We start from the raw sequence: 21,821 nt of genomic DNA, 5'->3' as shown, positions 1-21,821 counted from the left end.
CGAGTTCAGCGTCCGCACACCCGAGAGCCGCAGAGCGGTCATGTCGAATCCAGCCGGTCACGGAAGAAGTAGAGGAGCCAGGCCACCACCTGTCGGCCCGGCCCTCCGTGCCCGGTTCAGGAGCCGCCATGACCATCGCACCCCTGTCCCCGTCCCTCTCCACGGCCCCCGCCCCCACCTCCCCGCTCCTCACCCCCGCCCCCGCCCCCCGCCCGGCCAAGGCCGCCGCCCCCTCCTCCGGCCCCCACTACACCGTGCGCCTGGCCCGCGACGAGGACGAGGTACGGGCCGCGCAGCGCCTGCGACACCAGGTCTTCGCCGGCGAGCTCGGCGCCCGCCTCGACGGCCCCGACCCGGGCCTCGACGCCGACGCCTTCGACGCGTACTGCGACCACCTCCTCGTGGTCGACGAGGAGGCCGAACAGGTCGTCGGCACCTACCGGCTGCTGCCTCCCGAGCGCGCCGCCGTGGCGGGCCGGCTCTACTCGGAGGGTGAGTTCGACCTCTCCGCGCTCGCTCCCATCCGCCCCGACCTCGTCGAGGTGGGCCGCTCCTGCGTGCACCCCGACCACCGCAACGGCGCCGTCATCGCCCTCATCTGGGCCGGCCTCGCCCACTACATGGACCGCGCCGGCCACAACTGGCTCGCCGGCTGCTGCTCGATACCGCTCGCGGACGGCGGCGTCCTCGCCGCGGCCACCCGCGAGAGCGCCCTCACCCGCAGCCCCGCACCCGAGGAGTACCGCGTCACCCCCCACGTCCCCTGGAACCCCGAAGGCATCGACTGCCCCGACCGCATGGAACTGCCCCCGCTGCTGCGCGGCTACCTGCGCCTGGGCGCGTGGGTCTGCGGCGAGCCCGCCCTCGACGCCCAGTTCGGCTGCGCCGACCTGTACGTGCTGCTCTCCCTGCGCCGGACCAACCCGCGCTACCTGAAGCACTTCCGCTCGCTCATCCCGGGCGCATGAGCGTCTGGCTGCCCACCTCGCCCTGCACCCCCGAGGCCTGCACCGGCCACGAGGGGCGCACCGCGAGCGTCCCGCACGCGGTCCTGCGGCTCGCCGGCGCCTCGGCCCTGATCCTGCTCGGGATCCTGGGCGCGCCGCCGGTCCGGCTGCTGCCGGCCGGCCCCCGACAGGCGGTGGTACGGGCCTGGTCGGCCGCACTGGTGCGCGCCTTCGGCATACGGATCACCGTGCACGGGAGCCCGGGCCGGCGCGGTGGCCGCCTGCTCGTCGCCAACCACATCTCCTGGCTCGACATCCCGCTCGTCGCCGCCGTCATGCCCAGCCGGATGCTGGCCAAGAGCGACATCCGGGCCTGGCCCGTCCTCGGCCGCCTCGCCGGGCAGGCCGGAACCCTGTTCATCGAGCGCGACCGGATCCGCGTGCTGCCCGCCACCGTCACCACGATGACCCGCGCCCTGCTCGCCGGCGACCGGGTCACCGTCTTCCCCGAGGGCTCCACCTGGTGCGGGCGCGCCCACGCCCAGGGTGCCTTCCGCCGGGCCGCCTTCCAGTCCGCCCTGGACGCGGAGGTCCCCGTACAGCCCGTCCACCTGGCGTACGTGCGCCCCGACGGGAGCCCCGCCGGGGCGCCCGCGTTCGTCGGGGACGACGCGCTGACCGCCTCGCTGTGGCGGATCGCCCGGGCCCGCGGGATCCGGGCCGAGGTCACGCTGCTGCCGCGGATCCCGCCGGGCCGTCACACGGACCGGCGGGACCTCGCGGCCGCCGCGCAGCGGGCCGTGACCGGCCGCGCGTCCGAGCGGACGCCGCGGACGGTCCTACCCGGTCAGACCGCCGGCCCGTCGGCGACCGACAGGGACAGCGCGAAGCGTCCCGCCGCGTCCGTCCACCACTGGGTCAGCTCCAGCCCGGCCGCGGCCAGCTCCTTCCGTACGCCCTCCTGACGGAACTTCGCGGACACCTCCGTCAGGATCTCCTCACCCGCCGCGAACGGCACCACCAGGTCCAGTGCCCGGACCTTCACCGTCAGCTCGGACCGGGCCCGCAGCCGCATCTCGATCCACTCCTGCTCGCTGTTCCACACCGCCAGGTGCTCGAAGTCGGCGGTGTGGAAGTCGGCGTCCAGCTCCCGGTTGATGACGGCCAGTACGTTCTTGTTGAACTCCGCCGTCACCCCGCGCGCGTCGTCGTACGCCGTCACCAGCACGGCCTCGTCCTTCACCAGGTCCGTGCCCATCAGCAGCGCGTCCCCGGGCGACAGCATCGCCCGTACGGACGCCAGGAACACCGCCCGCTCCGGCGGCAGCAGGTTGCCGATCGTGCCGCCCAGGAACACCACCAGCCGGGGTCCGGGAGAGTCCGGCAGGTGCAGCGCAGCGGTGAAATCGGCCAGCAGGGCGTGCACCCGCAGCCCCGGATGGTCGGCGAGCAGCGTCTCCGCCGCGCCCCGCAGGGCGCTTTCGCTGACGTCCACCGGCACATAGGTGTCCAGCGCCGGCATCGCCTCGATCAGGTGCCGGGTCTTCTCGGAGGAGCCGGAACCGAGCTCCACCAGGGTGCGGGCGCCGCTCACGGCGGCGATCTCCCGCGCCCGTTCCAGCAGGATCTCCCGCTCCGCGCGGGTGGGGTAGTACTCGGGCAGCCGGGTGATCTCCTCGAAGAGTTCACTGCCCCGCGCGTCGTAGAACCACTTGGGCGGCAGCACCTTGGGCGTGTGGGCCAGCCCGTGCAGTACGTCCGCGCGCAGTGCGGTCTCCGCCGCGTCCTCGTCGAGGGTCCGGGTCAACTGGAAGCTGGTCACGGGCGGTTCTCCTTGAGCGGGGTCAGTCGGACCCGGGTGGGGGTGGCGGTCAGCAGGGTCCGGTCGGGCACTTCGCACCACCGGGTGTCGTCGTCGTACGGCTCGGACGCCACCACGGTGCGCCTGCCCGCGGGATCGGCCAGGTACCAGAGGGAGTCGCCCCAGGCTGTGGCGGCTATCGCCGCTCCGTCCGTCAGGAGCAGGTTCAGCCGGGAGCCGGGCGCGGCCGTGGACAGCTCACGCACGGGTTCGGCGAGCGCCGTGCCCAGGTCGTCCCCGGCCCGCAGGCGGCGTCGTACCAGCGCCCAGACCAGCGCCGAGTCCGTGCGGGCGGCCAGCTGGAGCAGCTCCTCGGGCGGCAGCGCCGCCGCGAGCGGGGCGGCCGCCGCGGGCCAGTTCCGCATCGCGCCGTTGTGGCTGAACAGCCACGGCCCGTCCGTGAACGGAGCGGCAGCGGCCTCCCCGTCGGCTCCGGCCAGCGTGGCGTCGCGTACGGCGGCCAGCACGGCCCCGCTGCGTACGACCCGGGCGAGATCGGTGAAGGTCAGGTCGCCCCAGATCGGTCCGCCGCGACGGTAGCGGGCGGGGACCGGGTCGCCCTCCGCGTACCAGCCGACGCCGAAGCCGTCGGCGTTGACCGTGCCGTGCTGCTGACGGCGCGGCTCCCAGGACTGGCGGACCAGTGAGTGCTCGGGCTCGCTCAGCAGCCTCCCGAGCGCCACCACCGGCCCCACATAGGCGAGATGACGGCACATCAGACGTCCCTCGCGGTGCGGAAGCCTGAGAAGATCTGCCGCCGCACCGGCAGGTCCCAGTTGCGGAAGGTGCCCCGGCAGGCCACCGGGTCCACCGCGAAGGAACCGCCCCGCAGCACCTTGTGCTCCGGGCCGAAGAACACCTCCGAGTACTCCCGGTAGGGGAAGGCCCGGAATCCCGGGTACGGCAGGAAGTCGGAGGCCGTCCACTCCCACACGTCGCCGATCAGCTGGCGCACGCCCAGCGGGGACGCCCCCGCCGGGTAGCTGCCCGCGCGGGACGGGCGCAGGTGGCGCTGTCCCAGATTCGCGTGGGCGGGCGTCGGGTCGGCGTCGCCCCACGGGTAGCGGGCCGAGCGGCCGGTCGCGGGATCGAAGCGGGCCGCCTTCTCCCACTCGGCCTCCGTGGGCAGTCGCCGGCCCGCCCAGCGGGCGTAGGCGTCCGCCTCGTACCAGCTGACGTGCAGAACCGGTTCCTCATCGGGGACGGGCTCGATCACCCCGAAGCGGCGGCGCAGCCACTCGCCGCCCTCGCGGTGCCAGAACAGCGGTGCTTCGATGGAGTGTCGGCGGATCTGGTCCCAGCCGGGAGCCGCCCACCAGCGGGGTTCGCGGTAGCCGCCGTCCGCGATGAAGGCGCGGTACGCGCCGTTCGTCACCGGCAGGGTGTCCATCCAGAAGGCCGCGGTCTCCCGTTGATGCGCCGGCCGCTCGTTGTCCAGCGACCACGGCTCGGCGGAGGTCCCCATCGTGAACGGGCCGGCGGGTATGAGGACCTCGCAGGCGCCCGGGGGGTCGTAGGGGGCGTCCGGCTCCGGGGCGGTCAGCACGGGAGCGCCCCGCCTCAGTTGATGGGTGATCAGCATCGTCTCGTCGTGCTGCTGTTCGTGCTGGGCGATCATCCCGAAAGCGAATCCGTCGTCCAAGAGCGCGCCGCCCTCCAGCGGGGTGCGCTCCAGCAGGTCGAAGACCCGGCCGCGGACCTCGGCCGCGTACCGGCGGGCCTCCTCGGGCCCCAGCAGCGGCAGCTTCGGCCGTTCGGCGCGCGGATGCTCGAAGGCGTCGTAGAGGGGGTCGATCTCCGGGCGCATCGACTCGCGTCCGGCGACCCGGCGGAGGAGCCAGAGCTCCTCCTGGTTCCCGATGTGCGCCAGGTCCCAGACCAGCGGCGACATCAGGGGGGAGTGCTGGGCGGTGAGGTCGGCGTCGGTCACCGCGTCGGTGAGGGCCGCCGTCCGGGCCCGCGCGGCGGTCAGCGAGGCGGCCGCCCGTTCTCGCAGCCCGGGGTGGGATTCGGTGGTCATCGCAGGGCCTCCTTCCCTTCCGGCCGCAGCTGCGGCGGCTCGTCCCCCGGACATCGGCCGCGCAGTACGAAGCGCTCGCTGAACGCGCCGACGGTGTCCCGGACGTGCCTGCTCGCGCCGAGGCGGGGCAGTGCCTCCGCCGCCGCGCGGAAGCAGGTCTTGGCTGCCGCCCGCAGTTCGGGATCGGTCAGACCGTGCCGGGCGGCGGACCGCCAGAGCGGATTGCGGGGCGCGGGCTGCGAACCGTAGGCGTCGGCCAGGGCCTTGGTCACCCGGTAGGCGGTCTCGGCGGCCTCGGGGTCGTCGAACAGCGCGTGCACGACGGCCACCGGTACCAGCCAGCCGTCGTCGCCGGGCTGCGCGTCGATCATGCGCAACTCCATGTGGCCACGCGGCCGCACGGGCGGGAACAGCGTCGTGAGGTGGTAGTCCAGGTCCTCGGCGGTGGGCGCCGGCAGGGCCCGCCCGGCGTCCCCCGCGCGCAGCCAGTCGCGGAACGTCGTACCGGGCGGGACGTCCCACGGCTCGCCCGCGTACGACCGTACGCACATCACCTCGGTGTCCAGCGCCTGCCGTACCCAGCCGTCCCGCGGGCCCGCGTCCAGCGGCGGGGCGAGGGTGCGCCGGGAGTCCAGGTCGTTCCAGATCCCCTGGCGGGAGCAACGCCAGCCGGCGTACGGGCCGTCGTGCGCGGGGGAGTTGGCGAAGGCGGCCACCAGGACCGCGCCCAGCAGGTGGGCCAGTCGCCAGCGCCGGCCGTGGCCGAGCACGCCCGGCTCCTCGTACCCGGCGTCCACGCAGACCTGCACGGAGGCTGAGGCGCACATCATGGCGCGGCCCGCCGGGCCGGTGCGGTCGAAGTAGGCCTCCATCGCGTCGTAGCGCGGGCTGTTCAGCAGCCGGTGGTACGGGAGGCGGGTGTCCCGGCCGAGGCCGTGCAGAACCAGTCCCTGCTCGCGCAGGGCGGCGCGGACGGCGGTGAGGTCGTCCTGGAGCCCGTCCACGCACCCGGTGAGGGAGGTGGCGGGGGCCGAGCTGAGTTCGAGCTGGCCGCCGGGCTCGACGGTCACCCGGGAGTTCAGGGGGAGCGCGCGGGCCGCGGCGTGCGCCGCCCGGAGCCGCTCGGGGGTCACGCGCAGTCCGGGCCGCTCGGCGTCCAGGACCAGCCATTCGAGTTCGGCACCGAGCAGACGGGGCGGGCCGGTCTTGAAACAGATGCCGTGGATCAGGTGCTCCGCCTGCGTCTCACTGATTGCGGGGGCGGGTGGAGCGTCGTTCGGCGGGGGTGGGGGAACGGGTGGGTCGAGGGGCATGACCGGGTCCTCTTCTCCTGTCGTCGGCCGTGACATCACCCGTGCCTACCCCTCCGCCGGGCACAAAATCCTTTGCCGCCGGGGAAAGGAGTGCCGAGGATGGCGGCGTGAGCAGCAGATTGCGCGAGATCGCGCGGGAGAACGCGGAGATCCTGGCGGCCGGGGGGTACCGGACGCGGTCGGGGCGGCAGGTCGAGCTCGCCGCCGCCCTGGCGGAGGCCAAGGCAGGAACCAGAATATATGGACCAAACCGGGTCATTCCAGGCGAACGGATCGTGGGTGGCGGCCGCGCGACCGCCGTCGAGGTCACGGGGGAGAGCAGCACGGTCGCTGCCCGGAGGCTCGCGGCGGATGCTCCGGCGGGGACGGCGGCGGCCGGGGTGGCGGTCCTGAACTTCGCGTCGGCCCGGAATCCCGGGGGCGGTTACGTCCGGGGGGCCAAGGCCCAGGAGGAGGCCCTGTGCCGCGCCTCCGCGCTGTACGAGACGTTGCTGGAGGCCCCTGAGTACTACGAGGTGCACCGCGCGGAAGTCAGCACCTTCTACACCGACCGGGTGATCCACTCGCCCGCGGTACCGGTCTTCCGCGACGACCGGGGCGAGCTGATGGAGTCGCCGTTCCTGGCCGGCTTCCTGACCTCGCCCGCTCCCAACGCGGGCACGATCCTGCGGCAGGAGCCGGAGCGGGCCGCCGAGATCCCCGGGGCGCTCGCCCGGCGTGCGGCGCTCGTCCTGGAGGTGGCGGCCTCGCACGGGTACCGGCGGCTGGTGCTCGGGGCGTGGGGCTGCGGGGTGTTCCGCAACGACCCGGCGCACGTGGCCGAAGCCTTCCGCGGGCTGCTGTCGGGCCGGTTCGCGGGAACCTTCGACCGCGTGGTCTTCGCGATCCTGGACCGCAACCCCTCCACCCGCGAAGCCTTCGAACGAGCCTTCGCGGCGTTCCCGGCCGCAGGGCGCGGCCCCGGCCCGCAGGCATAGCCGCGCCGCGGACTTCGGGACGGATCCGCCGGCCCGTGCAGGAGGGCAGCCCGAGGCCGTTCGGCCGGAGCCGCGCAGGCACCCGCGGTACGGGTCCACCGGGCGGGAAAATCAGGGGGCGGGGCGGTGCGAGACCGTGCAGCTCCGGCCGGCAGCGGGCAACCGTGGCGGGGCGTCGGGGGCTCGGGCGGGTTCGGTCCGGCCGACACCCACCGCCGGGCCTGTCGGCCGCGGTGGGGGCACTCGGCCGGCGTCAGGCGGCTCGGGCGCGGCCCGTTCGGTTGCACCGGCGACCGCCGGACGGCTCCGCCGCGCCGGGCGGGCAACCGTGGCGCGCGCGTCGGCAGGCTCGGCGCGGCCCGTCGCCCGGGGCCGTTGCCCCGCCGGACGGCTCGGCCGCCGCGCTGAGCCCGCCCCGCCGTTCCCGCGGACCGCCCGCACAGGTGCCCCAGGCGGGCCCGCGGCTTCCCGGGTCCGCAGGGCCCGAGGAGATCCCGCGCCCCGGGGCCGTGGCGGCACCCTGGCCGCAGGACCCGACCAAGCTGTCTCTGTCGGATCGTGCAGGGCCCGCGTTGTCCGACGCGGGCTCGGCCGACAAGATCCGAAAGCGACGACTCAGTGCCAGCCGTAGCGTTCGCGCAGGCGATTGACCACCAGGCCGAAACGGCCTCGGTCCAGCGCGCAGGCCTCCCGCCGCATCCCCGACTCGTGGACCCGCAGCACCCGGTCGACGGCCACCCACGACTCACGGCCCGCGCTGTCCCACGGGCCCGTCCCGATCGGAACCCATTCGTGGTCGTGGTCGTGCCGCTTGCTGGACAGCTGCACGGCGAGCAGCGTCCGGCCACCCGGTTCGCGGGCCACGACCAGTACCGGGCGGTCCTTGCCGCGGCCGTCGTTCTCTTCGTACGGGACCCAGGTCCACACGATCTCGCCAGGGTCGGGGTCGCCGTCGGGATCCGGCGCGTACTCGGTCCGTACCGGCCCGATGGCGTGCGGATCGGCCTCGGTGGTGGCCGTGGCGCCGTCGCGGCCCGGCTGGTCGGCGCGGCCGCTGCTGTGCTGGGAAAGTGCCGTCATCCGGGCGAGGGTACTGCCTGCCGGGGGCCGGGCCGGCCGGTCAGTCCGTGACCAGGGCCATGACGAAGCCGTCGTACCCCTTGACGCCGACGGTCTGCAGAGCCGTGGCGGTGAGGCGGGGATGTTCGGCGATGAGTTCGGTGAAGCGGCGTACTCCCTGCACCCGGGGATCGTCGGCGGCGGGGTCGACCACGGCGCCGTCACGTACGACGTTGTCGCCGATGATGACGCTGCCGGGCCGGGTGAGCTCGAGGGCCCACTGCAGGTACTCGGGGTTGGACGGCTTGTCCGCGTCGATGAAGACGAAGTCGAAGGGGTCCAGGCCGGTCAGCGCCGGCAGGAGGTCGACGGCCCTGCCGCGGCGGATCTCGACCCGGTCCTCCAGCCCGGCGCGGGCGATGTTGGCGGCCGCGGTGTCGGCGCACCGCTCGTCCGCCTCCAGCGTGACCAGCCGCCCGCCCTCGGGCAGCGCCCTGGCGAGCCAGATGGTGCTGTAGCCGCCGAGGGTTCCTATCTCCAGGATGGAGCGGGCGCCCCGGATCCGGGCCAGGAGGTGGAGCAACTTGCCTTGGTTCGGCGCCACCTGATGAGCGGGCAGTCCCGCCGCCTCACTGGCCGCCGCGGCGGCCTCCAGCGCCTCGTCCTCGTCGACCAACAGCCCGTCGAAGTACGCGTCGACCGCCGTCCACGTCCGCTGACCCACGCATCCCCCCTCGTCGCGTCCATCCGCGTCCGTTCGCGTCCGTTCCCAGAGGGAACTTACAGGACGCGCCCCTCCGCCTCGTGGTGCGCGCCCGTGCACAGCGCCCAGACGACGAGGATGTTCACGGCGATGAGCACCAGCGCCCACAAGGGGTAGTACGGCAGCCACAGGAAGTTGGCGAACGCGCCCAGACCGGCGACGGTGATGCCGAGGTAACGCGCCCACAGGGCGCCGGTGGCGAGGACGGCGCATCCGGCCGCGACGAGGACGATGCCCAGGATGAGGTGGACCCAGCCCCAGCCGGTCAGGCTGAACTCGAACAGGTAGTGGCGCGTCACGACGAACAGGTCGTCGCTGGCGACGGCGGCGATCCCCTCGAAGAACGCCATCGCCCCGCCGAAGATCATCAGGACCGCCGCCAGAACGGTTCTGCCCGACGTGGCCGCGTGCCAGGGGTCCGGATGCGTGCGGGCCGCCTGCGACCCGCCGGCGTCAGTGGCCATTTCGGTCTCCTTGGGTGCCAGGGCCGGCCGGCCGGGCGCGGCCGGGACCGGCGAGATCCCCCCTTCAGCGTGTCACGGGTGCTCACCGTCGGCATTCCGGCCTGTCGACCGCCCGCCTCCGCACCGCCCGCGCACCACCCCCCGCATCGAGCCCGCCCCGGCGGCCCCTCCCCGAAACCGCCCCCGTGACCTCCTCTCAGCCCGGTCGCCGCTCCGCCCAGCCCTCCGCCGCCTCCACCTGCGCGGCCAGCCCCAGCAGCAGCGGCTCCGAGTCCGCCGGGCCGAGCAACTGGGCCCCCATCGGCAGCCCGTCGTCCGTCAACCCGGCCGGGATGTTCACGCCCGGCCAGCCCAGCACGTTCCACGTCCAGGCGTACGGGCAGGCGGCGATCATCGCCCGGTCCGTGGCCATGGCCCCCAGTCCGGCCAGCGCCCCGATCCGCAGCGGCGGAGTGGCCGTCGTCGGGGTCAGGACCACGTCGAAGCGGCCGAAGATCTCCCCGACCCGCCGGTGCAGCAGGGCCTCCGCCCGGCGCGAGACCCGCAGCGGCAGACCGCCCAGCAGACGGCCCGTCCGCACGGCCTCGTGCGTACGGGGGTCCAGCAGCGCCGGATCCGGCGTCCGCGCCGCCCAGTCCCGTACGCCGCTGGTCGCGCGGGGTACGAAGGTCAGGCCGATCGGGCCGTAGCGGGGGTCCTCCGGGATCACCTCGTGGCCCAGCGACTCCAGCCGCGCGGCCAGCCGCTCCACCGCGGAACGCACCTCCGGGTCGAGCGACTTGGGCGTCGCCGTGAAGGCCATCCCGAAGGAGAGCGCGATCCGCAGCCGGCGCGGGGCGCGCCCGGCCGCCTCGACCGCGCGGATGCGGGCCGGGCGGTGCAGGTCCTCGGGGTGCTGCCCGCTCGCGGCGTCCAGCAGGAGCGCCGCGTCCGCGACCGTACGGGCCAGCACCCCGTTGACCGTGAGCCCGTTGAAGGACTCCGGCTCGGGCCAGGTGGAGATGCGCCCGCGCTGCGGTTTCACGCCGACCAGATGCGTCCAGGCGGCCGGGATCCGCACGGACCCGGCCCCGTCCGAACCGAGCGCGGCCGGTACCAGGCCCGCCGCGACGGCGGCCGCCGAGCCGCCCGAGGAGCCACCCGGCGTGTAGGACCGGTTCCACGGATTGCGGGTCTCGCCGAAGGCCCCGCCCTCGGTGAAGGGCCACTGGCCCAGCTCCGGTGTCTGGGTCTTGCCGACGATGACAGCACCGGCCGCCCGCAGCCTGCGGACCGCCTCGCTGTCGGCGGTCTTCCGGGCGAAGGCCCCGGCGCAGCCGAACGCCGTCGGCTCGCCCGCCACGTCCATGTCGTCCTTCACCGCGAGCGGCACCCCGAGCAGCGGCAGCCGCTCGCCCGCGGCGAGCCTCCGGTCGGCCGCTTCGGCCTCGGCGAGCGCCGCTTCCGCGCGCACCGTCCGGAACGCGTTCAGCTCGGGCTGCGCCGCGACGATCCGGCGGAGCGCCTCCTGGGTCAACTCCCTTGCGGAAAAACTTCCTTCGGCCAGTGCGGCGGTCATCTCGACCAAGCCGCAGGGCATCGTGGACCCTGCGGTGGACTGGGCCGTGGCAGCACCGGATGACTCAGACATCGCGAACCCTCCCCCATTACCGATCGGTAGGAAGACCGTAACGCCGGAGCCGCCCCGGATGTCAGAGCAAGGACGAGACCGGGACCTCCTCGCCCCAGCAGGAGAGCGTGTCGACGGCACGCAGGCGGTACGGGCCCTCACCCAGAGCCGCGGCGCGGACCCGCTCGCGGTGCCCAGGTATCTGCTCGGCGAGGGCGGGCAGCCGGAGCACGGCCAGGAGCACGCCCAGAGCCGCCGCGCGGACCTCGGGACACCCCGTGTCGAGGAAGGGCCACGCGGCCGCGTGGAAGTCCGGGGCGAGATCGAGGAACGCCTCAAGGTCCTCCTCGTCGCCGTAGGGCCGCTCCCGCTGCGCCACCGCCTCCACGACCGAGTCCCCCAGCCAGCCCAGCAGCCCGGCCCGCAACGGGAACGGGGTCTGCGGACCGAGGCCGTCCTCCTCCTGCGCGCAGCGGTCGGTGACCTGAGCGAGCGTCCGCGGATCACCGAGGACCGCGGCCACGAACCGGGCGGCGGGAGCCGTGGCGGTGTAGAACACCTGCTGGCGCGTGTGGGCCTCGACCAGGTCCCGGAAGGCCCGGCCCTGTATGACGGGGTCCTCGTCGAGGAGCTCCAGCAGGATCACGGGCGTGGCCGGCGCCACGTCCGGGCAGCAGTGTTCCACCGCGTTCCAGTCGGTCCGCAGCAGCAGGTCCCGCGGGTCGACAAGGGCTTGGTACTCACCGGCATTGCTCATGGCGCCAGTGTCGCAACCGCCTCTGACACCCGGCGGCCTGATCGACCACCAGTCGAACGGGTCGGCGAGCCCACCGGGTGGCGGGAAGGCCGGCACGGCGCGCTGACCACGAGGTGAGGCAGGGACCACGGGGCCGGCCACGACGGTGCGGGGCCGCCACCGGATGTGGTGGCGGCCCCGCACAGGCGTACGGCTCGGGACCGGCGCAGACGTCGGCGTCAGCGCCGGAGCCCGAGCCGGCGGTTCAGGAACCGGTGGCGCGGACCGAGCCGGTGCTCGCACCGCTGGTGTCGCCCAGGAAGCAGGTGACCTCGCGGTCACCGAGGGCCCAGGTGGCGGCCTGCGGGAAGTAGTAGTAGACCTCCAGCTTCTCCGACAGCTTGGGGTTCTTGCCCACGTAGTCGGTCAGCAGCTTGCCGGCGCACTTCTCCTCGGCGAGCGAGGTGACCTTCTCCGTGCCCGGGTAGGCCCCGTCGTCCAGGTTGAAGACGGCGTACGCCTCGCCCTCGTGCGGCTGGTCGCAGGGCAGCACGCGCACCGAGAAGGAGGCCTCGCCGCCGTCCTCGTCCTGGTACTCCGCCAGATCGCCGTTGGTGTTGAAGCAGTCCCCCGTGCGGATGTCGCTCACCTTGCTGGAGCCCGAGTCGGTGACCTGGCCGCTGGTGTCGCGCTTCGGCGCGGGGCCGTCGTCCAGCGCTCCGGTGAGGCCGAGGACCAGGAGGATCCCGTAGAAGGCGATGGTCACGCAGTGGATGACGATCGCCGCGACGGCGAAGCCCTTGCCCTTCTCGCCGCGCTTGCGGATCTGGGAGAGGGCCACGATGCCGAGAACCAGGGGGACGAGCGGCAGCGCGCACACGAGCGACATGACGAACGCGACGATGGCCAGCGCGTTGGTCTTCTGCTGGACCGGCGGCGGATACCAGCCCTGCGGGCCGCCGAACGGCGCGGGCTGCCCCGGCTGTCCGTACGGTCCCGGCTGCGGGTACGGCTCGGGGGACGGGGGGCCGGGCGGTATGGACATGCGCGTGGAGCTCCTTGCTCAGAGGGTGGGACGCAGCCGACGGCGGGCCGGTGGCGGCGATGGCCGCCGCCCCGTGAAGGCAGGCTTGATGGTCGCACGGGGCTCGGACAGCCCGAGCCCCGGTATCCCTGAGGCCCCTCCGCATCCGCCCCGCCTCACGCCCCGTCGGCGCTACCGCGACGGCGCGTCCTGGATCCACCCCTCCAGGGAGCCCAGGGCGCCGTGATCGGTGCCGGCGACGCGCTCGTCGGGCGGCTGCTGCGGCCCCGGCTGAGCACGGTGCGCATCGAGATGCCGACGGGCGATCATCTGGCGTCGCTCGTGGACCCCGCGGTGCGCGAGCCGTCCGAGGCCACGGAGCGGCACGACCTCATGGCCGCGCAGGCCGTCCACCGCGAGTCGACCTGACGGCGCCGCCGCCCCACCGCCCGGCGCCGCCGCCGGCGCCGCCCGCCCGGCACAGTGCGCCGCCGCGTCCGGCAGGACCCGCCGTGCGGGGCCCCTCCGGCGGGGCGCGCTCGGAGGGGGGCCGTTGACAGGCGGTGACCTGCGGACGGACACTGCGGGCGCGCCCCACCGGGCGCGCCCGGTGGCGTGCCCCGGTGCCCACACCGGCACCGGTGCGCCCGCGCCCGTACGGATCCGCCCAGGAGAGACCCCATGAGCATCCGCACCGTCCGCGACGTATACGTCGTCGACGCCGTCCGCACCCCGATCGGCAAGTTCGGCGGCGCCCTCGCCGGGGTACGGCCGGACGACCTGGCCGCGCACGTGGTGCGCGCGCTGGTGGACCGTACGCCCGACCTCGACCCGGCCCGTATCGACGACGTCGTCTTCGGCGACGCCAACGGCGCGGGCGAGGACAACCGCGACGTGGCCCGCATGGCCGTACTGCTGGCGGGGCTGCCCGTGACCGTCCCCGGCGTCACCGTCAACCGGCTCTGCGGATCCGGCCTGGAGGCCGTGGTCCAGGCGGCCCGCGCCATCGCGCTCGGCGACGCCTCGGTGGCCATCGCGGGCGGCGTCGAGTCGATGAGCCGCGCCCCCTGGGTGGTCCAGAAGCCCGAACGGGCCTTCCCCGCCGGGCACCAGCAGATGTGGTCCACCACGCTGGGCTGGCGGATGACGAACCCGCGGATGCCCGCCGAGTGGACCGGCTCCCTCGGTGAGGGCGCCGAACTGATCGCCGACAAGTACGCCGTCACACGCGAGGCACAGGACGCCTTCGCGCTGGAGAGCCACCGCAAGGCCGCGGCCGCCTGGGCCGCCGGCCTGTACGACGGCGAGGTCGTGCCCTACGACGGCGTGGACCTGGCGCGGGACGAGTGCATCCGCGAGGGCTCCACGCCCGAGGCGCTGGCCAGGCTCAAGCCCGCCTTCCGGACGGACGGCCGGGGCACAGTCACGGCCGGCAACGCCTCCCCGCTCAACGACGGTGCGGCCGCGCTGCTGCTGACCGACGAGGCGGGCCTGGCTGCCACCGGCCGGGAACCGCTGGCCCGGATCAGCGCCTCCGCCGTCACCGGGATCGAGCCCCAGCTCTTCGGCCTCGGCCCGGTGGACGCAGTACAGCGCGCCCTCGGCAAGGCCGGACGCGGTCTCGGCGACCTCGCCGTCCTCGAACTCAACGAGGCTTTCGCGGCACAGGCGTTGGGCTGCCTGGCGGCCTGGCCGGAGCTGGACCCGGCCGTGGTCAACCCGCGAGGCGGCGCCATCGCGATCGGCCACCCGCTCGGCGCCTCTGGCGCCCGGCTCGCCGGCTCGGTCGCGCACCAACTGGCCGCGGCGGGCTCCGGTACGGGCATGGCGGCGCTGTGCATCGGCGTCGGACAGGGCATCGCACTCGTCCTGGAGCGCTGACCCCCGCCCCCAGGGCGTCGATCGTTTCCGGTCAGTGCCCCTCGCCAACTGCCCAATAACTGAACAGAAGTGGCGCCTCCGGTCTGGCACGATGGCGCGTGCTGCCGCCCCCCTCGCACGGCATCCCGCCCATCCCCACCCGGAGGCCCCGCGCCATGCCGCTCCTCGACCCGACGCTCTGGCAGGACGGACCCACACTCACCGGCGGCGCGGCCCCGGTCGTCGAACCGGCGACCGGCCGCACCCTCGCCACCCTCGACCTCGCCGCGCCCGCCGATGTCGCGGAGGCCGCCGTACGCGCCCGGGCGGCGCAGCGCGCCTGGGCCCGCACCACCCACCCCGAGCGGGCGGCCGTACTGCGCCGAGCCGGGGACCTCTTCACCGCCCACGCCGACGAGCTGCGGCAGTGGCTGGTGCGCGAGTCCGGGTCGATACCCGGCAAGGCCGCCTTCGAGCTGCACGTCGCCGCGCAGGAGTGCTACGAGGCGGCGGCGCTGGCCTCGCGTCCGACCGGGCAGGTGCTGCCGAGCGAGGCGCCCCGGCTGTCCTTCACCCGCCGGGTCCCGGCCGGCGTGGTCGGGGTCGTCGCACCCTTCAACGCCCCGCTGATCCTGGCGATCCGCTCGGTCGCGCCGGCGCTGGCGCTCGGCAACGCCGTGCTGCTCAAGCCGGACCCGCGCACCGCCGTCTGCGGCGGACTCGCGCTCGCCGCGGTCCTCACCGCCGCGGGGCTGCCGGACGGGCTGCTGCACGTCCTGCCCGGCGGCGCCGCCACGGGCGCGGCGGTGGTCGCCGACCCGCGGGTGCGGGTGGTCTCCTTCACCGGCTCCACCGCCGTCGGCCGTACCGTCGCGGAACTGGCGGGACGTCACCTCAAGCGCGTGCACCTGGAATTGGGCGGCAACTCGGCTCTCGTCGTGCTCCGCGACGCCGACGTCGAAGCCGCCGTCGCCCAGGCCTCCTGGGGCTCCTTCTTCCACCAGGGCCAGATCTGCATGACGGCGGGCCGCCACCTCGTGCACGCCTCGCTCTACGACGAGTACGTCGAGCGGCTCGCCGCGCGCGCCGAGGAACTGGCCGTGGGCGACCCGTACCGCGAGCAGGTCCACCTGGGCCCGCTGATCGACCGCGCCCAGCTGGAGCGGGTACACGCGCTGGTGGAGGCCAGCACCGCGGCGGGGGCCAAGCTCGTCGCCGGCGGCACGCACCGCGACCTCTTCTACCGGCCGACCGTGCTCGCGGGCGCCGCCGACGACACCCCCGCCTACGCCGAGGAGGTCTTCGGCCCGGTCGCTCCCGTACGGTCCTTCGCGACGGACGACGAGGCGGTGGAACTGGCCTCGGCGGGACCGTACGGCCTGTCCCTCGGGATCGTCACCCGCGACGCGGGGCGCGGCCTCGACCTGGCGGAGCGCATTCCGACCGGGATCGCGCACGTCAACGACCAGACGGTGGGCGACGAGGCCGTCGCGCCCTTCGGCGGTGTCGGCGCCTCCGGGACCGGCGCCCGCTTCGGCGGCGAGGCGAACCTCGACGCCTTCACCGAACTGCGCTGGACCACGGCACGCACCACGCCCGCCGGCCACCCGTTCTGAGAGCGCCCCGCTCCGGGGCGGAATGCACGGGACGGGTCGTTCGTTCAACCAGCAGACGGCTCTATCAGGAGGTCTGGACACCGTGGCTACAGTCGAGCTCACCAAGGAGAACTTCGACCAGACGGTCAGCGAGAATCCGTTCGTGCTGATCGACTTCTGGGCGGGCTGGTGCCGGCCGTGCCTGCAGTTCGCACCGGTCTACGAGCGGGCCTCGGAGGCCCACCCCGACCTGGTCTTCGCCAAGGTGGACACCGAGGCCCAGCAGGAGCTGGCCGGTGCCTTCCAGATCACCTCGATCCCGACCCTGATGATCGTCCGGGACCAGGTGGCCATCTTCGCCCAACCCGGCGCCCTGCCGGAGGCGGCCCTGACCGACCTCATCGGGCAGGCCCGCGCCCTCGACATGGACGAGGTACGCGCCAAGATCGCCGCCTCCCAGCCGGGCGCGCAGGACCCCGGCGGCGACGGGTCCGGCACGCCGGAGGCGTGAGTGCGTGACGGGGCCACCGATCAGCGGTGAGACTGGGCCGCATGAATGAAGTCGTGGAGTACGACGTCGTGGTGCTCGGCGGGGGACCGGCCGGCGAGAACATCGTCGACCGGACCCGCGCCGCAGGGCTGAGCACGGCCCTCGTGGAGAGCGAACTGGTCGGCGGAGAGTGCTCGTACTGGGCGTGCATCCCCAGCAAGGCGCTGCTGCGCCCGGTGCTGGCGCGGGCCGACGCCCGCCGGGTGCCCGGGCTGGCGGGCGCCGCCGAGCCTCTGGACACGGCGGCGGTGTACGCGCACCGCGACTACTGGGTCGGCGACTGGAAGGACCAGGGCCAGATCGACTGGCTCGACTCCACCGGCGCCGACGTCCACCGCGGCCACGGCCGCCTTTTCGGGGTCCGCAAGGTGGCCGTCACCAGCCCCGAGGGCGAGCACCAGGTGCTGTCGGCCCGGCACGCGGTGGTCGTCGCCACGGGGACCCGGGCCGTGGTCCCCGACCTGCCGGGCATTGCCGACGCCCGCCCCTGGACCAGCCGGGAGGCGACCTCCGCGCGCCAGGCGCCCCGTCGGCTGATCATCGTGGGCGGTTCCGTGGTGGCCTGTGAGATGGCCACCGCCTGGCAGGCTCTGGGATCGCAGGTGACCGTCCTCGTACGCGGCTCCCGGCTGCTGCCGAGGATGGAGCCCTTCGCGGGGGAGCTCGTCGCCGACGCCCTGCGCGAGGCGGGCGCGGTGATCCGTACGGGGGTGGCCGTCGAGTCGGTCGTACGGGACGGCTCGACCGGGCCCGTCAGCGTGGTGCTGGGGGGCGGGGAGGTCGTCGAGGGCGACGAACTGCTGATGGCGACGGGTCGCGCGCCGCGGACCGAGGACATCGGGCTGGACACCGTCGGGCTGGCGCCCGGCGGCTGGATCGGGGTCGACGAAACCTGCCAGGTGCCCGGCTTCGACTGGCTCTACGCCGTCGGGGACGTCAACCACCGCGCCCTTCTCACCCACCAGGGCAAGTACCAGGCCCGCATCGCGGGCGCCGCCATCGCCGCCCGCGCGGCGGGCACCCCACTGGACACCGCCGCTTGGGGCGCCCATGCGGCGACCGCCGACACCCGCGCGCTCCCGCAGGCCGTCTTCACCGACCCGGAGGCCGCCGCGGTGGGCCTCAGCCTGGCCGAGGCCCAACAGGCGGGCCACAGGGTGCGCGCGGTCGACTACGACATGTCCAAGGTCTCCGGCGCCGGGCTGTACGCCGACGGCTACCGCGGCCGGGCCCGGATGATCGTCGACCTCGACCGCGAGGTCCTGCTGGGGGCCACCTTCGTGGGCCCCGGCGCCGCCGAACTGGTGCACGCGGCGACCGTCGCCGTCGCCGGAGAGGTCCCGATCGCGCGCCTGTGGCACGCGGTACCTGCCTTCCCGACCGTCAGCGAGATCTGGCTCCGCCTGCTGGAGACCTATCGCGGCTGAGGCGGGGGCGGGCCCGGGCCGCCGCGGCGGGCCTCATTCGGCGATCTCGGTGCGTTCCCACCACTCGTAGACGGGGAGCCGCCCCTCGGGCCCGTCCTGGGTCCGCGACGTGCTCCTGAAGTGCTCGTAGCCGCCGCGGTGCGCAATCTTCAGGTCTTCTCCGGGAGGGGCGGCCTCGACGATCCGTTCCTGCAGATCGTCCGGGCCGCCCTCCAGGGCTGCCTTGTTCGCCATGCCCCCAGTGTTGCCAGCCGTGAGGCCGCCCGCATCAGGAAGGCCGCCATCGGGATCCCGTCGGGACCGCCGTCGGGTCCGCCGTCGGGGCCCTGGACAGCCGGCCGGCGCTACCGTCGGGGGCGGCTCGGCCGGTGGCGCATCCGGCGTCACGGTCGGCGGTACGGGCACCACCCGTGGCGCACTGGTGCTCACGACGGCGGGCTGGGTGCTGGTACGCCGCACCCGACAGTGCCGCAGCGCCTGACGACTCGCGGGGAACGGTGGGAACGGCGCGGCCCGTCAGCGCCGTTGAACGTGTCGACCGCATCTGTCGACCAGGGATCCAGGATCCAGGAGGCACCGCCCGTGATCGTGATCGCCCACCTCAGCGACGTACACCTCGACGGTGACCGGCGCGCCGCCGACCGCACCCGCGCCGTCATGGACTACCTCGACGGCCTGCCCCACGACCTGGACGCCGTACTCGTGAGCGGGGACATAGCCGACCACGCCGAGGACGCGGAGTACCAGGAGGCCGCGAAGCTGCTTCGGTCACGCCACCCCTTGGTGGTCTGTCCCGGCAACCACGACGGGCGCGCCGCCTTCCGCCGCGGACTGCTGGGGGAGGAGACCCCGTCCGCGCTGCCGGTCGACCAGGAGCTGCGCGGCGACGGCTTCGTGCTCGCCGTGTGCGACTCCTCCGTCCCCGGTGCGCACCACGGCTTCCTGGAGGAGTCGACGCTGGCCTGGCTGGACGGCGTACTGACCGACACCCCGCGGGACACCCCTGTCCTGGTCGCCTTCCACCACCCGCCGGTCATGCTGCACACCCCGTACGTCGACGGGATACGCCAGTTCGGCGAGGACAGGCTCGCCGCGCTCGTGGAGCGGCACCCGCACCTGGCGGCGTTCCTGTGCGGGCACGCCCACACCGCGGCCGCCACCACCTTCGCCGGCCGACCGCTCCTGGTGGCACCCGGGGTCGTGTCCACCCTCCGGCTGCCGTGGGAGGGGCGCACCGGGTCCTCCGAGCACGTGCACCTCGACGAACCGCCGTCCGTCGCCTTCCACGTGCTCGGTGACGACGGCCGGCTCACGACCCACTACCGGGTGGTCGTGGACCGCTGATAGCTGCGTCCGTCGCGGGTCCGCGTGAGCAGGCCCGAGGTGATCAGATAGCGCCGCAGCGCCGAACAGTCCTCGTGCACGGTGCGCAGCGCGTCGTTCACCTCGGGCTCCGTGTACGTGCGTTCCACCGTGAACAGGGTCTCGGCCAGGTGGACGAGGAGCTGTTCACGCCGGGCGGCCTTGCGCGGGATCGCGGTGAGGCGGCCGCCGCCGGAGAAGAGGTCGGAGACGTCCCGGCGGCCCGGCCGCGGGGCGGACTGCTGCGGGGGTTCGGTGCTCTGTGACATGACAACGAGCCTCTCGCGGCGCACCGGGTCCGGCAACGCAATTTCCGCCCGGGCCACGAGAAGTGAGGCCCGCCCCCCCCGGATTGACTCCGGGGAGGACGGGCCGGGCGCGGTACGGCGGTCGGGCTCAGGGGCCGACGGTGATGTCCTGCGCCGGGTCGGTGACGTCGGAGACCTTGTAGACCGCGTTGAACACCGACGCGGTGGCGCTGGTCGGGCAGCCGAACCCGCCGGTGACCTTGACCGGTACGGACGCGTTGGTGAAGGTCAGGGTCGACGGGCTGCCGTTGGCCCAGGTGCCGGGAACGCTCGCCGGGGCCGTGGGGGCGGCGGTGACCGTACAGGAGGCGAGCCCGCTCGTCTTGAGGACCAGCCCGCCGGTCGGCACGGTCATGGTGGCGGTGATCGGCGCGCCGTCCTGCATGGACACCGCCCACGCACCGCTGGTGGTGACCGTCGGGGTCACCCCCGGCATGCTGGACGTGCAGGAGCTGTACGTCGGCGGCGAGATCGGCGAGGAGACGGGCCCGGCCGGGTTGCTGTTGCCGGGCGCGGCCGGCACCGTTCCGGTGGAGACGGAGACCGTGCAGGTCACCGTCACCGAACCGGCCTTGAGGGTGGCCTTCCCGCTGAGGACGGCCTTGAAGTCGTGGCCCGCCGGGGTGACGGTGGTCGACCCGGCCACGGGCACGGGAGCGGCGGAGGCGGTGACCGAGGCGAGCGCGATGGCGCCGGCGGCGGCCGTCCCGAGGGCGAGCGCGGTACGTGTGCGGCTCATGGCTGTGCTCCTTGGGGATCGGAGTGCGGGGTGGGGGGCGGGGGCGCGCTTCGGGGCGGGACCGGGGCGGAAGCCCGGGGCGGGGCCGGAGCCGGGACCGGGGTCTCGTCCAGGTCCTGGGCCCGGCGCTTGTCCGATGCCGGGACCGCGACCGCGACCGCAGCCGGAGCCGGGACCGGAGCCGGGTCGGGCTCCGCCCCGGTCCCGGCCCCGGTTCCGCCGTCGGCGCGCTGGGCGGCGTACGGCTGCCAGGCGAACATCAGGCCGCCGCCGAGGATGCCGAGGAGGGTGCCGATCAGGAAGCCGCCCAGGTTCGACAGGACCAGCGCGGCGGTGGCGATCAGGGTGGTGAGGACACCCGCGAGACCGCGCTGCGGCGGCGAGAACCAGGCGGTGAGGCCCAGCACGACCATCACGATGCCCATCAGGACGGACGGGATCCCCGCCACCCCCTGCTGGAGCATGATCTTCAACGGCGCCAGTGGGAGGACGCAGATCCACGCCCCGGCCAGGATCGCGAACAGCCCGCCCCAGAAGGGCCTGCTGCGCCGCCACCGCCGCCACCGCTGACGGCGGCTCAGAAGCATTCCTTCTTGCCCTTGCTGACGTTCATGCTGAGCCCGGAGAGCTTGAAGGTGCCGGCGTTCGTCGCCCACGCCGTCTGCTGGAGACCGGTGATGCGGACCGTGTCGGCCTGCTGGGCGAAGAGGTCCTGCATGCCCTGCGCGTCGGCCGGCCCCTTGTCGAGGGTCGAGGCGTCGCGCCCGATCTCGATGTTGCTGAAGACGGCGTCACCGGCGAGCTGGGTCGCGTCGACGAAGAGGTTGCTCGCCTCCACCGGGGTCTTCCCGCCCGCGGTCAGGTTGAGCGAGATGTCCCCGACCACGGGGAGCGTGGTGACGACGGACTGGCAGAGGTTCTGGAGCTTGGCCTCCCGGATGGCGGTGACGGCCACCGGGATGAGCTCGTCGCGGGCGTTGACGTCGACGCCGCCGTACTGGGCGAAGCCCTCGCCCTCCAGGCTGCTCGCCGACACCTTGAACTGCTGTCCCGACACGGCGAAAGAGGCGGCCAGCACGCCCTGGGCGAGGGCGATGCCGAGGCCGGCGGTCACCGCGACGGCGGGAACGGTCAGGACGGCGAACCGGCGCCAGCGGACGCGGCCGGATGCGCTGTGCTCGTCGGATAAGTGGGGGGAACCGGTCAT

At 74.3% G+C, this 21,821-nt stretch carries 24 protein-coding genes; 9 read left to right on the top strand and 15 right to left on the bottom strand.

The features are described 5' to 3' along the window. Positions 1–128 precede the first annotated feature (128 nt). A complete protein-coding gene (locus ACZ3X1_RS03570) occupies positions 129–968 on the top strand; it encodes a GNAT family N-acetyltransferase (RefSeq protein WP_467276099.1) in 840 nt (279 codons plus the stop codon). Further along, positions 965–1,912: a lysophospholipid acyltransferase family protein gene (locus tag ACZ3X1_RS03565; RefSeq protein WP_467276097.1), complete on the top strand. Its 948-nt coding sequence runs from the start codon at positions 965–967 to the stop codon at positions 1,910–1,912. The genes ACZ3X1_RS03570 and ACZ3X1_RS03565 overlap by 4 nt, the downstream gene beginning before the upstream one ends. Here ACZ3X1_RS03565 and egtD read toward each other — a convergent pair. From egtD to egtA, 4 genes are read right to left on the bottom strand one after another with little or no spacing between them, the layout of a single operon-like run. Then, the gene (gene egtD / locus ACZ3X1_RS03560) at positions 1,795–2,769 is read right to left on the bottom strand and encodes an L-histidine N(alpha)-methyltransferase (protein WP_356810990.1); all 975 of its coding nucleotides are present in this window, start codon (positions 2,767–2,769) and stop codon (positions 1,795–1,797) included. The genes ACZ3X1_RS03565 and egtD overlap by 118 nt on opposite strands. After that, on the bottom strand, positions 2,766–3,524 hold the full coding sequence (gene egtC, locus ACZ3X1_RS03555; protein ID WP_356810989.1) for an ergothioneine biosynthesis protein EgtC: 759 nt from the start codon (positions 3,522–3,524) through the stop codon (positions 2,766–2,768). The genes egtD and egtC overlap by 4 nt, the downstream gene beginning before the upstream one ends. Continuing rightward, positions 3,524–4,828, bottom strand: coding sequence for an ergothioneine biosynthesis protein EgtB (egtB, locus tag ACZ3X1_RS03550; RefSeq protein WP_467276094.1), 1,305 nt, complete (start codon positions 4,826–4,828; stop codon positions 3,524–3,526). Before egtB ends, egtC begins: the two co-directional genes overlap by 1 nt. Further along, on the bottom strand, positions 4,825–6,141 hold the full coding sequence (gene egtA / locus ACZ3X1_RS03545) for an ergothioneine biosynthesis glutamate--cysteine ligase EgtA (RefSeq protein ID WP_467276092.1): 1,317 nt from the start codon (positions 6,139–6,141) through the stop codon (positions 4,825–4,827). The genes egtB and egtA overlap by 4 nt, the downstream gene beginning before the upstream one ends. 107 nt (positions 6,142–6,248) lie before the next feature. Between egtA and ACZ3X1_RS03540 the strand changes: the two genes are divergently transcribed. After that, positions 6,249–7,118 (top strand): TIGR02452 family protein, encoded by an 870-nt coding sequence (locus ACZ3X1_RS03540; RefSeq protein ID WP_467276090.1) that lies wholly within the window; start codon positions 6,249–6,251, stop codon positions 7,116–7,118. A gap of 615 nt (positions 7,119–7,733) precedes the next feature. Here ACZ3X1_RS03540 and ACZ3X1_RS03535 read toward each other — a convergent pair. From ACZ3X1_RS03535 to ACZ3X1_RS03510, 6 genes are all read right to left on the bottom strand, one after another. Then, positions 7,734–8,198, bottom strand: a complete 465-nt coding sequence (locus ACZ3X1_RS03535; RefSeq protein WP_467276088.1) for a type II toxin-antitoxin system PemK/MazF family toxin — start codon at positions 8,196–8,198, stop codon at positions 7,734–7,736. A 40-nt stretch (positions 8,199–8,238) separates the two neighbouring features. After that, entirely contained in the window at positions 8,239–8,901 is a 663-nt protein-coding gene (locus tag ACZ3X1_RS03530) for an O-methyltransferase (RefSeq protein ID WP_467276086.1), read from the bottom strand. Positions 8,902–8,957: 56 nt separating this feature from the next. After that, positions 8,958–9,404, bottom strand: coding sequence for a DUF7144 family membrane protein (locus ACZ3X1_RS03525; protein WP_391698915.1), 447 nt, complete (start codon positions 9,402–9,404; stop codon positions 8,958–8,960). A gap of 196 nt (positions 9,405–9,600) precedes the next feature. Next, complete coding sequence (locus tag ACZ3X1_RS03520; RefSeq protein ID WP_467276083.1) at positions 9,601–11,034, bottom strand: amidase; 1,434 nt, start codon at positions 11,032–11,034, stop codon at positions 9,601–9,603. A gap of 61 nt (positions 11,035–11,095) precedes the next feature. Next, positions 11,096–11,770 carry a hypothetical protein gene (locus tag ACZ3X1_RS03515; protein ID WP_467276081.1) on the bottom strand — a complete coding sequence of 225 codons (675 nt, stop codon included), beginning with the start codon at positions 11,768–11,770 and terminating at the stop codon, positions 11,096–11,098. Positions 11,771–12,014: 244 nt separating this feature from the next. Then, entirely contained in the window at positions 12,015–12,794 is a 780-nt protein-coding gene (locus ACZ3X1_RS03510; protein ID WP_467276079.1) for a DUF4190 domain-containing protein, read from the bottom strand. Positions 12,795–13,016: 222 nt separating this feature from the next. Here ACZ3X1_RS03510 and ACZ3X1_RS03505 point away from each other — a divergent pair, with 222 nt between their 5' ends. From ACZ3X1_RS03505 to ACZ3X1_RS03485, 5 genes are all read left to right on the top strand, one after another. Continuing rightward, positions 13,017–13,202 (top strand): hypothetical protein, encoded by a 186-nt coding sequence (locus ACZ3X1_RS03505; RefSeq protein ID WP_467276077.1) that lies wholly within the window; start codon positions 13,017–13,019, stop codon positions 13,200–13,202. Positions 13,203–13,454: 252 nt separating this feature from the next. Further along, positions 13,455–14,654 carry a thiolase family protein gene (locus ACZ3X1_RS03500; protein WP_390074043.1) on the top strand — a complete coding sequence of 400 codons (1,200 nt, stop codon included), beginning with the start codon at positions 13,455–13,457 and terminating at the stop codon, positions 14,652–14,654. 155 nt (positions 14,655–14,809) lie between these two features. Next, positions 14,810–16,249 (top strand): aldehyde dehydrogenase family protein, encoded by a 1,440-nt coding sequence (locus ACZ3X1_RS03495; RefSeq protein WP_467276075.1) that lies wholly within the window; start codon positions 14,810–14,812, stop codon positions 16,247–16,249. An 82-nt stretch (positions 16,250–16,331) separates the two neighbouring features. Then, on the top strand, positions 16,332–16,739 hold the full coding sequence (locus ACZ3X1_RS03490) for a thioredoxin family protein (RefSeq protein ID WP_356810978.1): 408 nt from the start codon (positions 16,332–16,334) through the stop codon (positions 16,737–16,739). Between the two features lie 41 nt (positions 16,740–16,780). Then, a complete protein-coding gene (locus ACZ3X1_RS03485) occupies positions 16,781–18,205 on the top strand; it encodes a dihydrolipoyl dehydrogenase family protein (RefSeq protein WP_467276072.1) in 1,425 nt (474 codons plus the stop codon). A gap of 33 nt (positions 18,206–18,238) precedes the next feature. Here ACZ3X1_RS03485 and ACZ3X1_RS03480 read toward each other — a convergent pair whose 3' ends face one another. Beyond that, the gene (locus ACZ3X1_RS03480) at positions 18,239–18,439 is read right to left on the bottom strand and encodes a DUF5988 family protein (protein ID WP_362622487.1); all 201 of its coding nucleotides are present in this window, start codon (positions 18,437–18,439) and stop codon (positions 18,239–18,241) included. A 348-nt stretch (positions 18,440–18,787) separates the two neighbouring features. Here ACZ3X1_RS03480 and ACZ3X1_RS03475 point away from each other — a divergent pair, with 348 nt between their 5' ends. Further along, positions 18,788–19,549: a metallophosphoesterase gene (locus ACZ3X1_RS03475; protein ID WP_467276069.1), complete on the top strand. Its 762-nt coding sequence runs from the start codon at positions 18,788–18,790 to the stop codon at positions 19,547–19,549. Here the strand turns inward: ACZ3X1_RS03475 and ACZ3X1_RS03470 are convergent. The 4 genes from ACZ3X1_RS03470 to ACZ3X1_RS03455 form a co-directional block, all read right to left on the bottom strand. Beyond that, positions 19,525–19,836 carry a DUF2087 domain-containing protein gene (locus tag ACZ3X1_RS03470; RefSeq protein ID WP_467276067.1) on the bottom strand — a complete coding sequence of 104 codons (312 nt, stop codon included), beginning with the start codon at positions 19,834–19,836 and terminating at the stop codon, positions 19,525–19,527. The genes ACZ3X1_RS03475 and ACZ3X1_RS03470 overlap by 25 nt on opposite strands. Positions 19,837–19,963: 127 nt before the next feature. Then, a complete protein-coding gene (locus ACZ3X1_RS03465) occupies positions 19,964–20,614 on the bottom strand; it encodes a hypothetical protein (protein ID WP_467276065.1) in 651 nt (216 codons plus the stop codon). Continuing rightward, on the bottom strand, positions 20,611–21,201 hold the full coding sequence (locus tag ACZ3X1_RS03460) for a DUF6114 domain-containing protein (protein WP_467276063.1): 591 nt from the start codon (positions 21,199–21,201) through the stop codon (positions 20,611–20,613). The genes ACZ3X1_RS03465 and ACZ3X1_RS03460 overlap by 4 nt, the downstream gene beginning before the upstream one ends. Next, a complete protein-coding gene (locus tag ACZ3X1_RS03455) occupies positions 21,192–21,821 on the bottom strand; it encodes a DUF6230 family protein (RefSeq protein ID WP_356810971.1) in 630 nt (209 codons plus the stop codon). Before ACZ3X1_RS03455 ends, ACZ3X1_RS03460 begins: the two co-directional genes overlap by 10 nt.

It is taken from the genome of Streptomyces sp. NPDC023541, from assembly GCF_055559995.1.
The sequence above is the reverse complement of the archived record's forward strand: the minus strand, read 5'-3'. Positions and strand labels throughout refer to the sequence as shown.

Bases quoted from the DNA above. Each gene is read 5' to 3' on its own strand.
- ACZ3X1_RS03500 (WP_390074043.1), top strand. From the start codon at position 13,455: ATGAGCATCCGCACCGTCCGCGACGTATACGTCGTCGACGCCGTCCGC.
- ACZ3X1_RS03570 (WP_467276099.1), top strand. From the start codon at position 129: ATGACCATCGCACCCCTGTCCCCGTCCCTCTCCACGGCCCCCGCCCCC.
- ACZ3X1_RS03495 (WP_467276075.1), top strand. From the start codon at position 14,810: ATGCCGCTCCTCGACCCGACGCTCTGGCAGGACGGACCCACACTCACC.
- ACZ3X1_RS03460 (WP_467276063.1), bottom strand. From the start codon at position 21,201: ATGCTTCTGAGCCGCCGTCAGCGGTGGCGGCGGTGGCGGCGCAGCAGG.
- ACZ3X1_RS03535 (WP_467276088.1), bottom strand. From the start codon at position 8,198: ATGACGGCACTTTCCCAGCACAGCAGCGGCCGCGCCGACCAGCCGGGC.
- egtB (WP_467276094.1), bottom strand. From the start codon at position 4,828: ATGACCACCGAATCCCACCCCGGGCTGCGAGAACGGGCGGCCGCCTCG.
- ACZ3X1_RS03455 (WP_356810971.1), bottom strand. From the start codon at position 21,821: ATGACCGGTTCCCCCCACTTATCCGACGAGCACAGCGCATCCGGCCGC.
- ACZ3X1_RS03485 (WP_467276072.1), top strand. From the start codon at position 16,781: ATGAATGAAGTCGTGGAGTACGACGTCGTGGTGCTCGGCGGGGGACCG.
- egtC (WP_356810989.1), bottom strand. From the start codon at position 3,524: ATGTGCCGTCATCTCGCCTATGTGGGGCCGGTGGTGGCGCTCGGGAGG.
- ACZ3X1_RS03520 (WP_467276083.1), bottom strand. From the start codon at position 11,034: ATGTCTGAGTCATCCGGTGCTGCCACGGCCCAGTCCACCGCAGGGTCC.
- ACZ3X1_RS03565 (WP_467276097.1), top strand. From the start codon at position 965: ATGAGCGTCTGGCTGCCCACCTCGCCCTGCACCCCCGAGGCCTGCACC.
- ACZ3X1_RS03515 (WP_467276081.1), bottom strand. From the start codon at position 11,770: ATGAGCAATGCCGGTGAGTACCAAGCCCTTGTCGACCCGCGGGACCTG.
- egtA (WP_467276092.1), bottom strand. From the start codon at position 6,141: ATGCCCCTCGACCCACCCGTTCCCCCACCCCCGCCGAACGACGCTCCA.
- ACZ3X1_RS03525 (WP_391698915.1), bottom strand. From the start codon at position 9,404: ATGGCCACTGACGCCGGCGGGTCGCAGGCGGCCCGCACGCATCCGGAC.
- ACZ3X1_RS03480 (WP_362622487.1), bottom strand. From the start codon at position 18,439: ATGGCGAACAAGGCAGCCCTGGAGGGCGGCCCGGACGATCTGCAGGAA.
- ACZ3X1_RS03510 (WP_467276079.1), bottom strand. From the start codon at position 12,794: ATGTCCATACCGCCCGGCCCCCCGTCCCCCGAGCCGTACCCGCAGCCG.
- ACZ3X1_RS03470 (WP_467276067.1), bottom strand. From the start codon at position 19,836: ATGTCACAGAGCACCGAACCCCCGCAGCAGTCCGCCCCGCGGCCGGGC.
- ACZ3X1_RS03465 (WP_467276065.1), bottom strand. From the start codon at position 20,614: ATGAGCCGCACACGTACCGCGCTCGCCCTCGGGACGGCCGCCGCCGGC.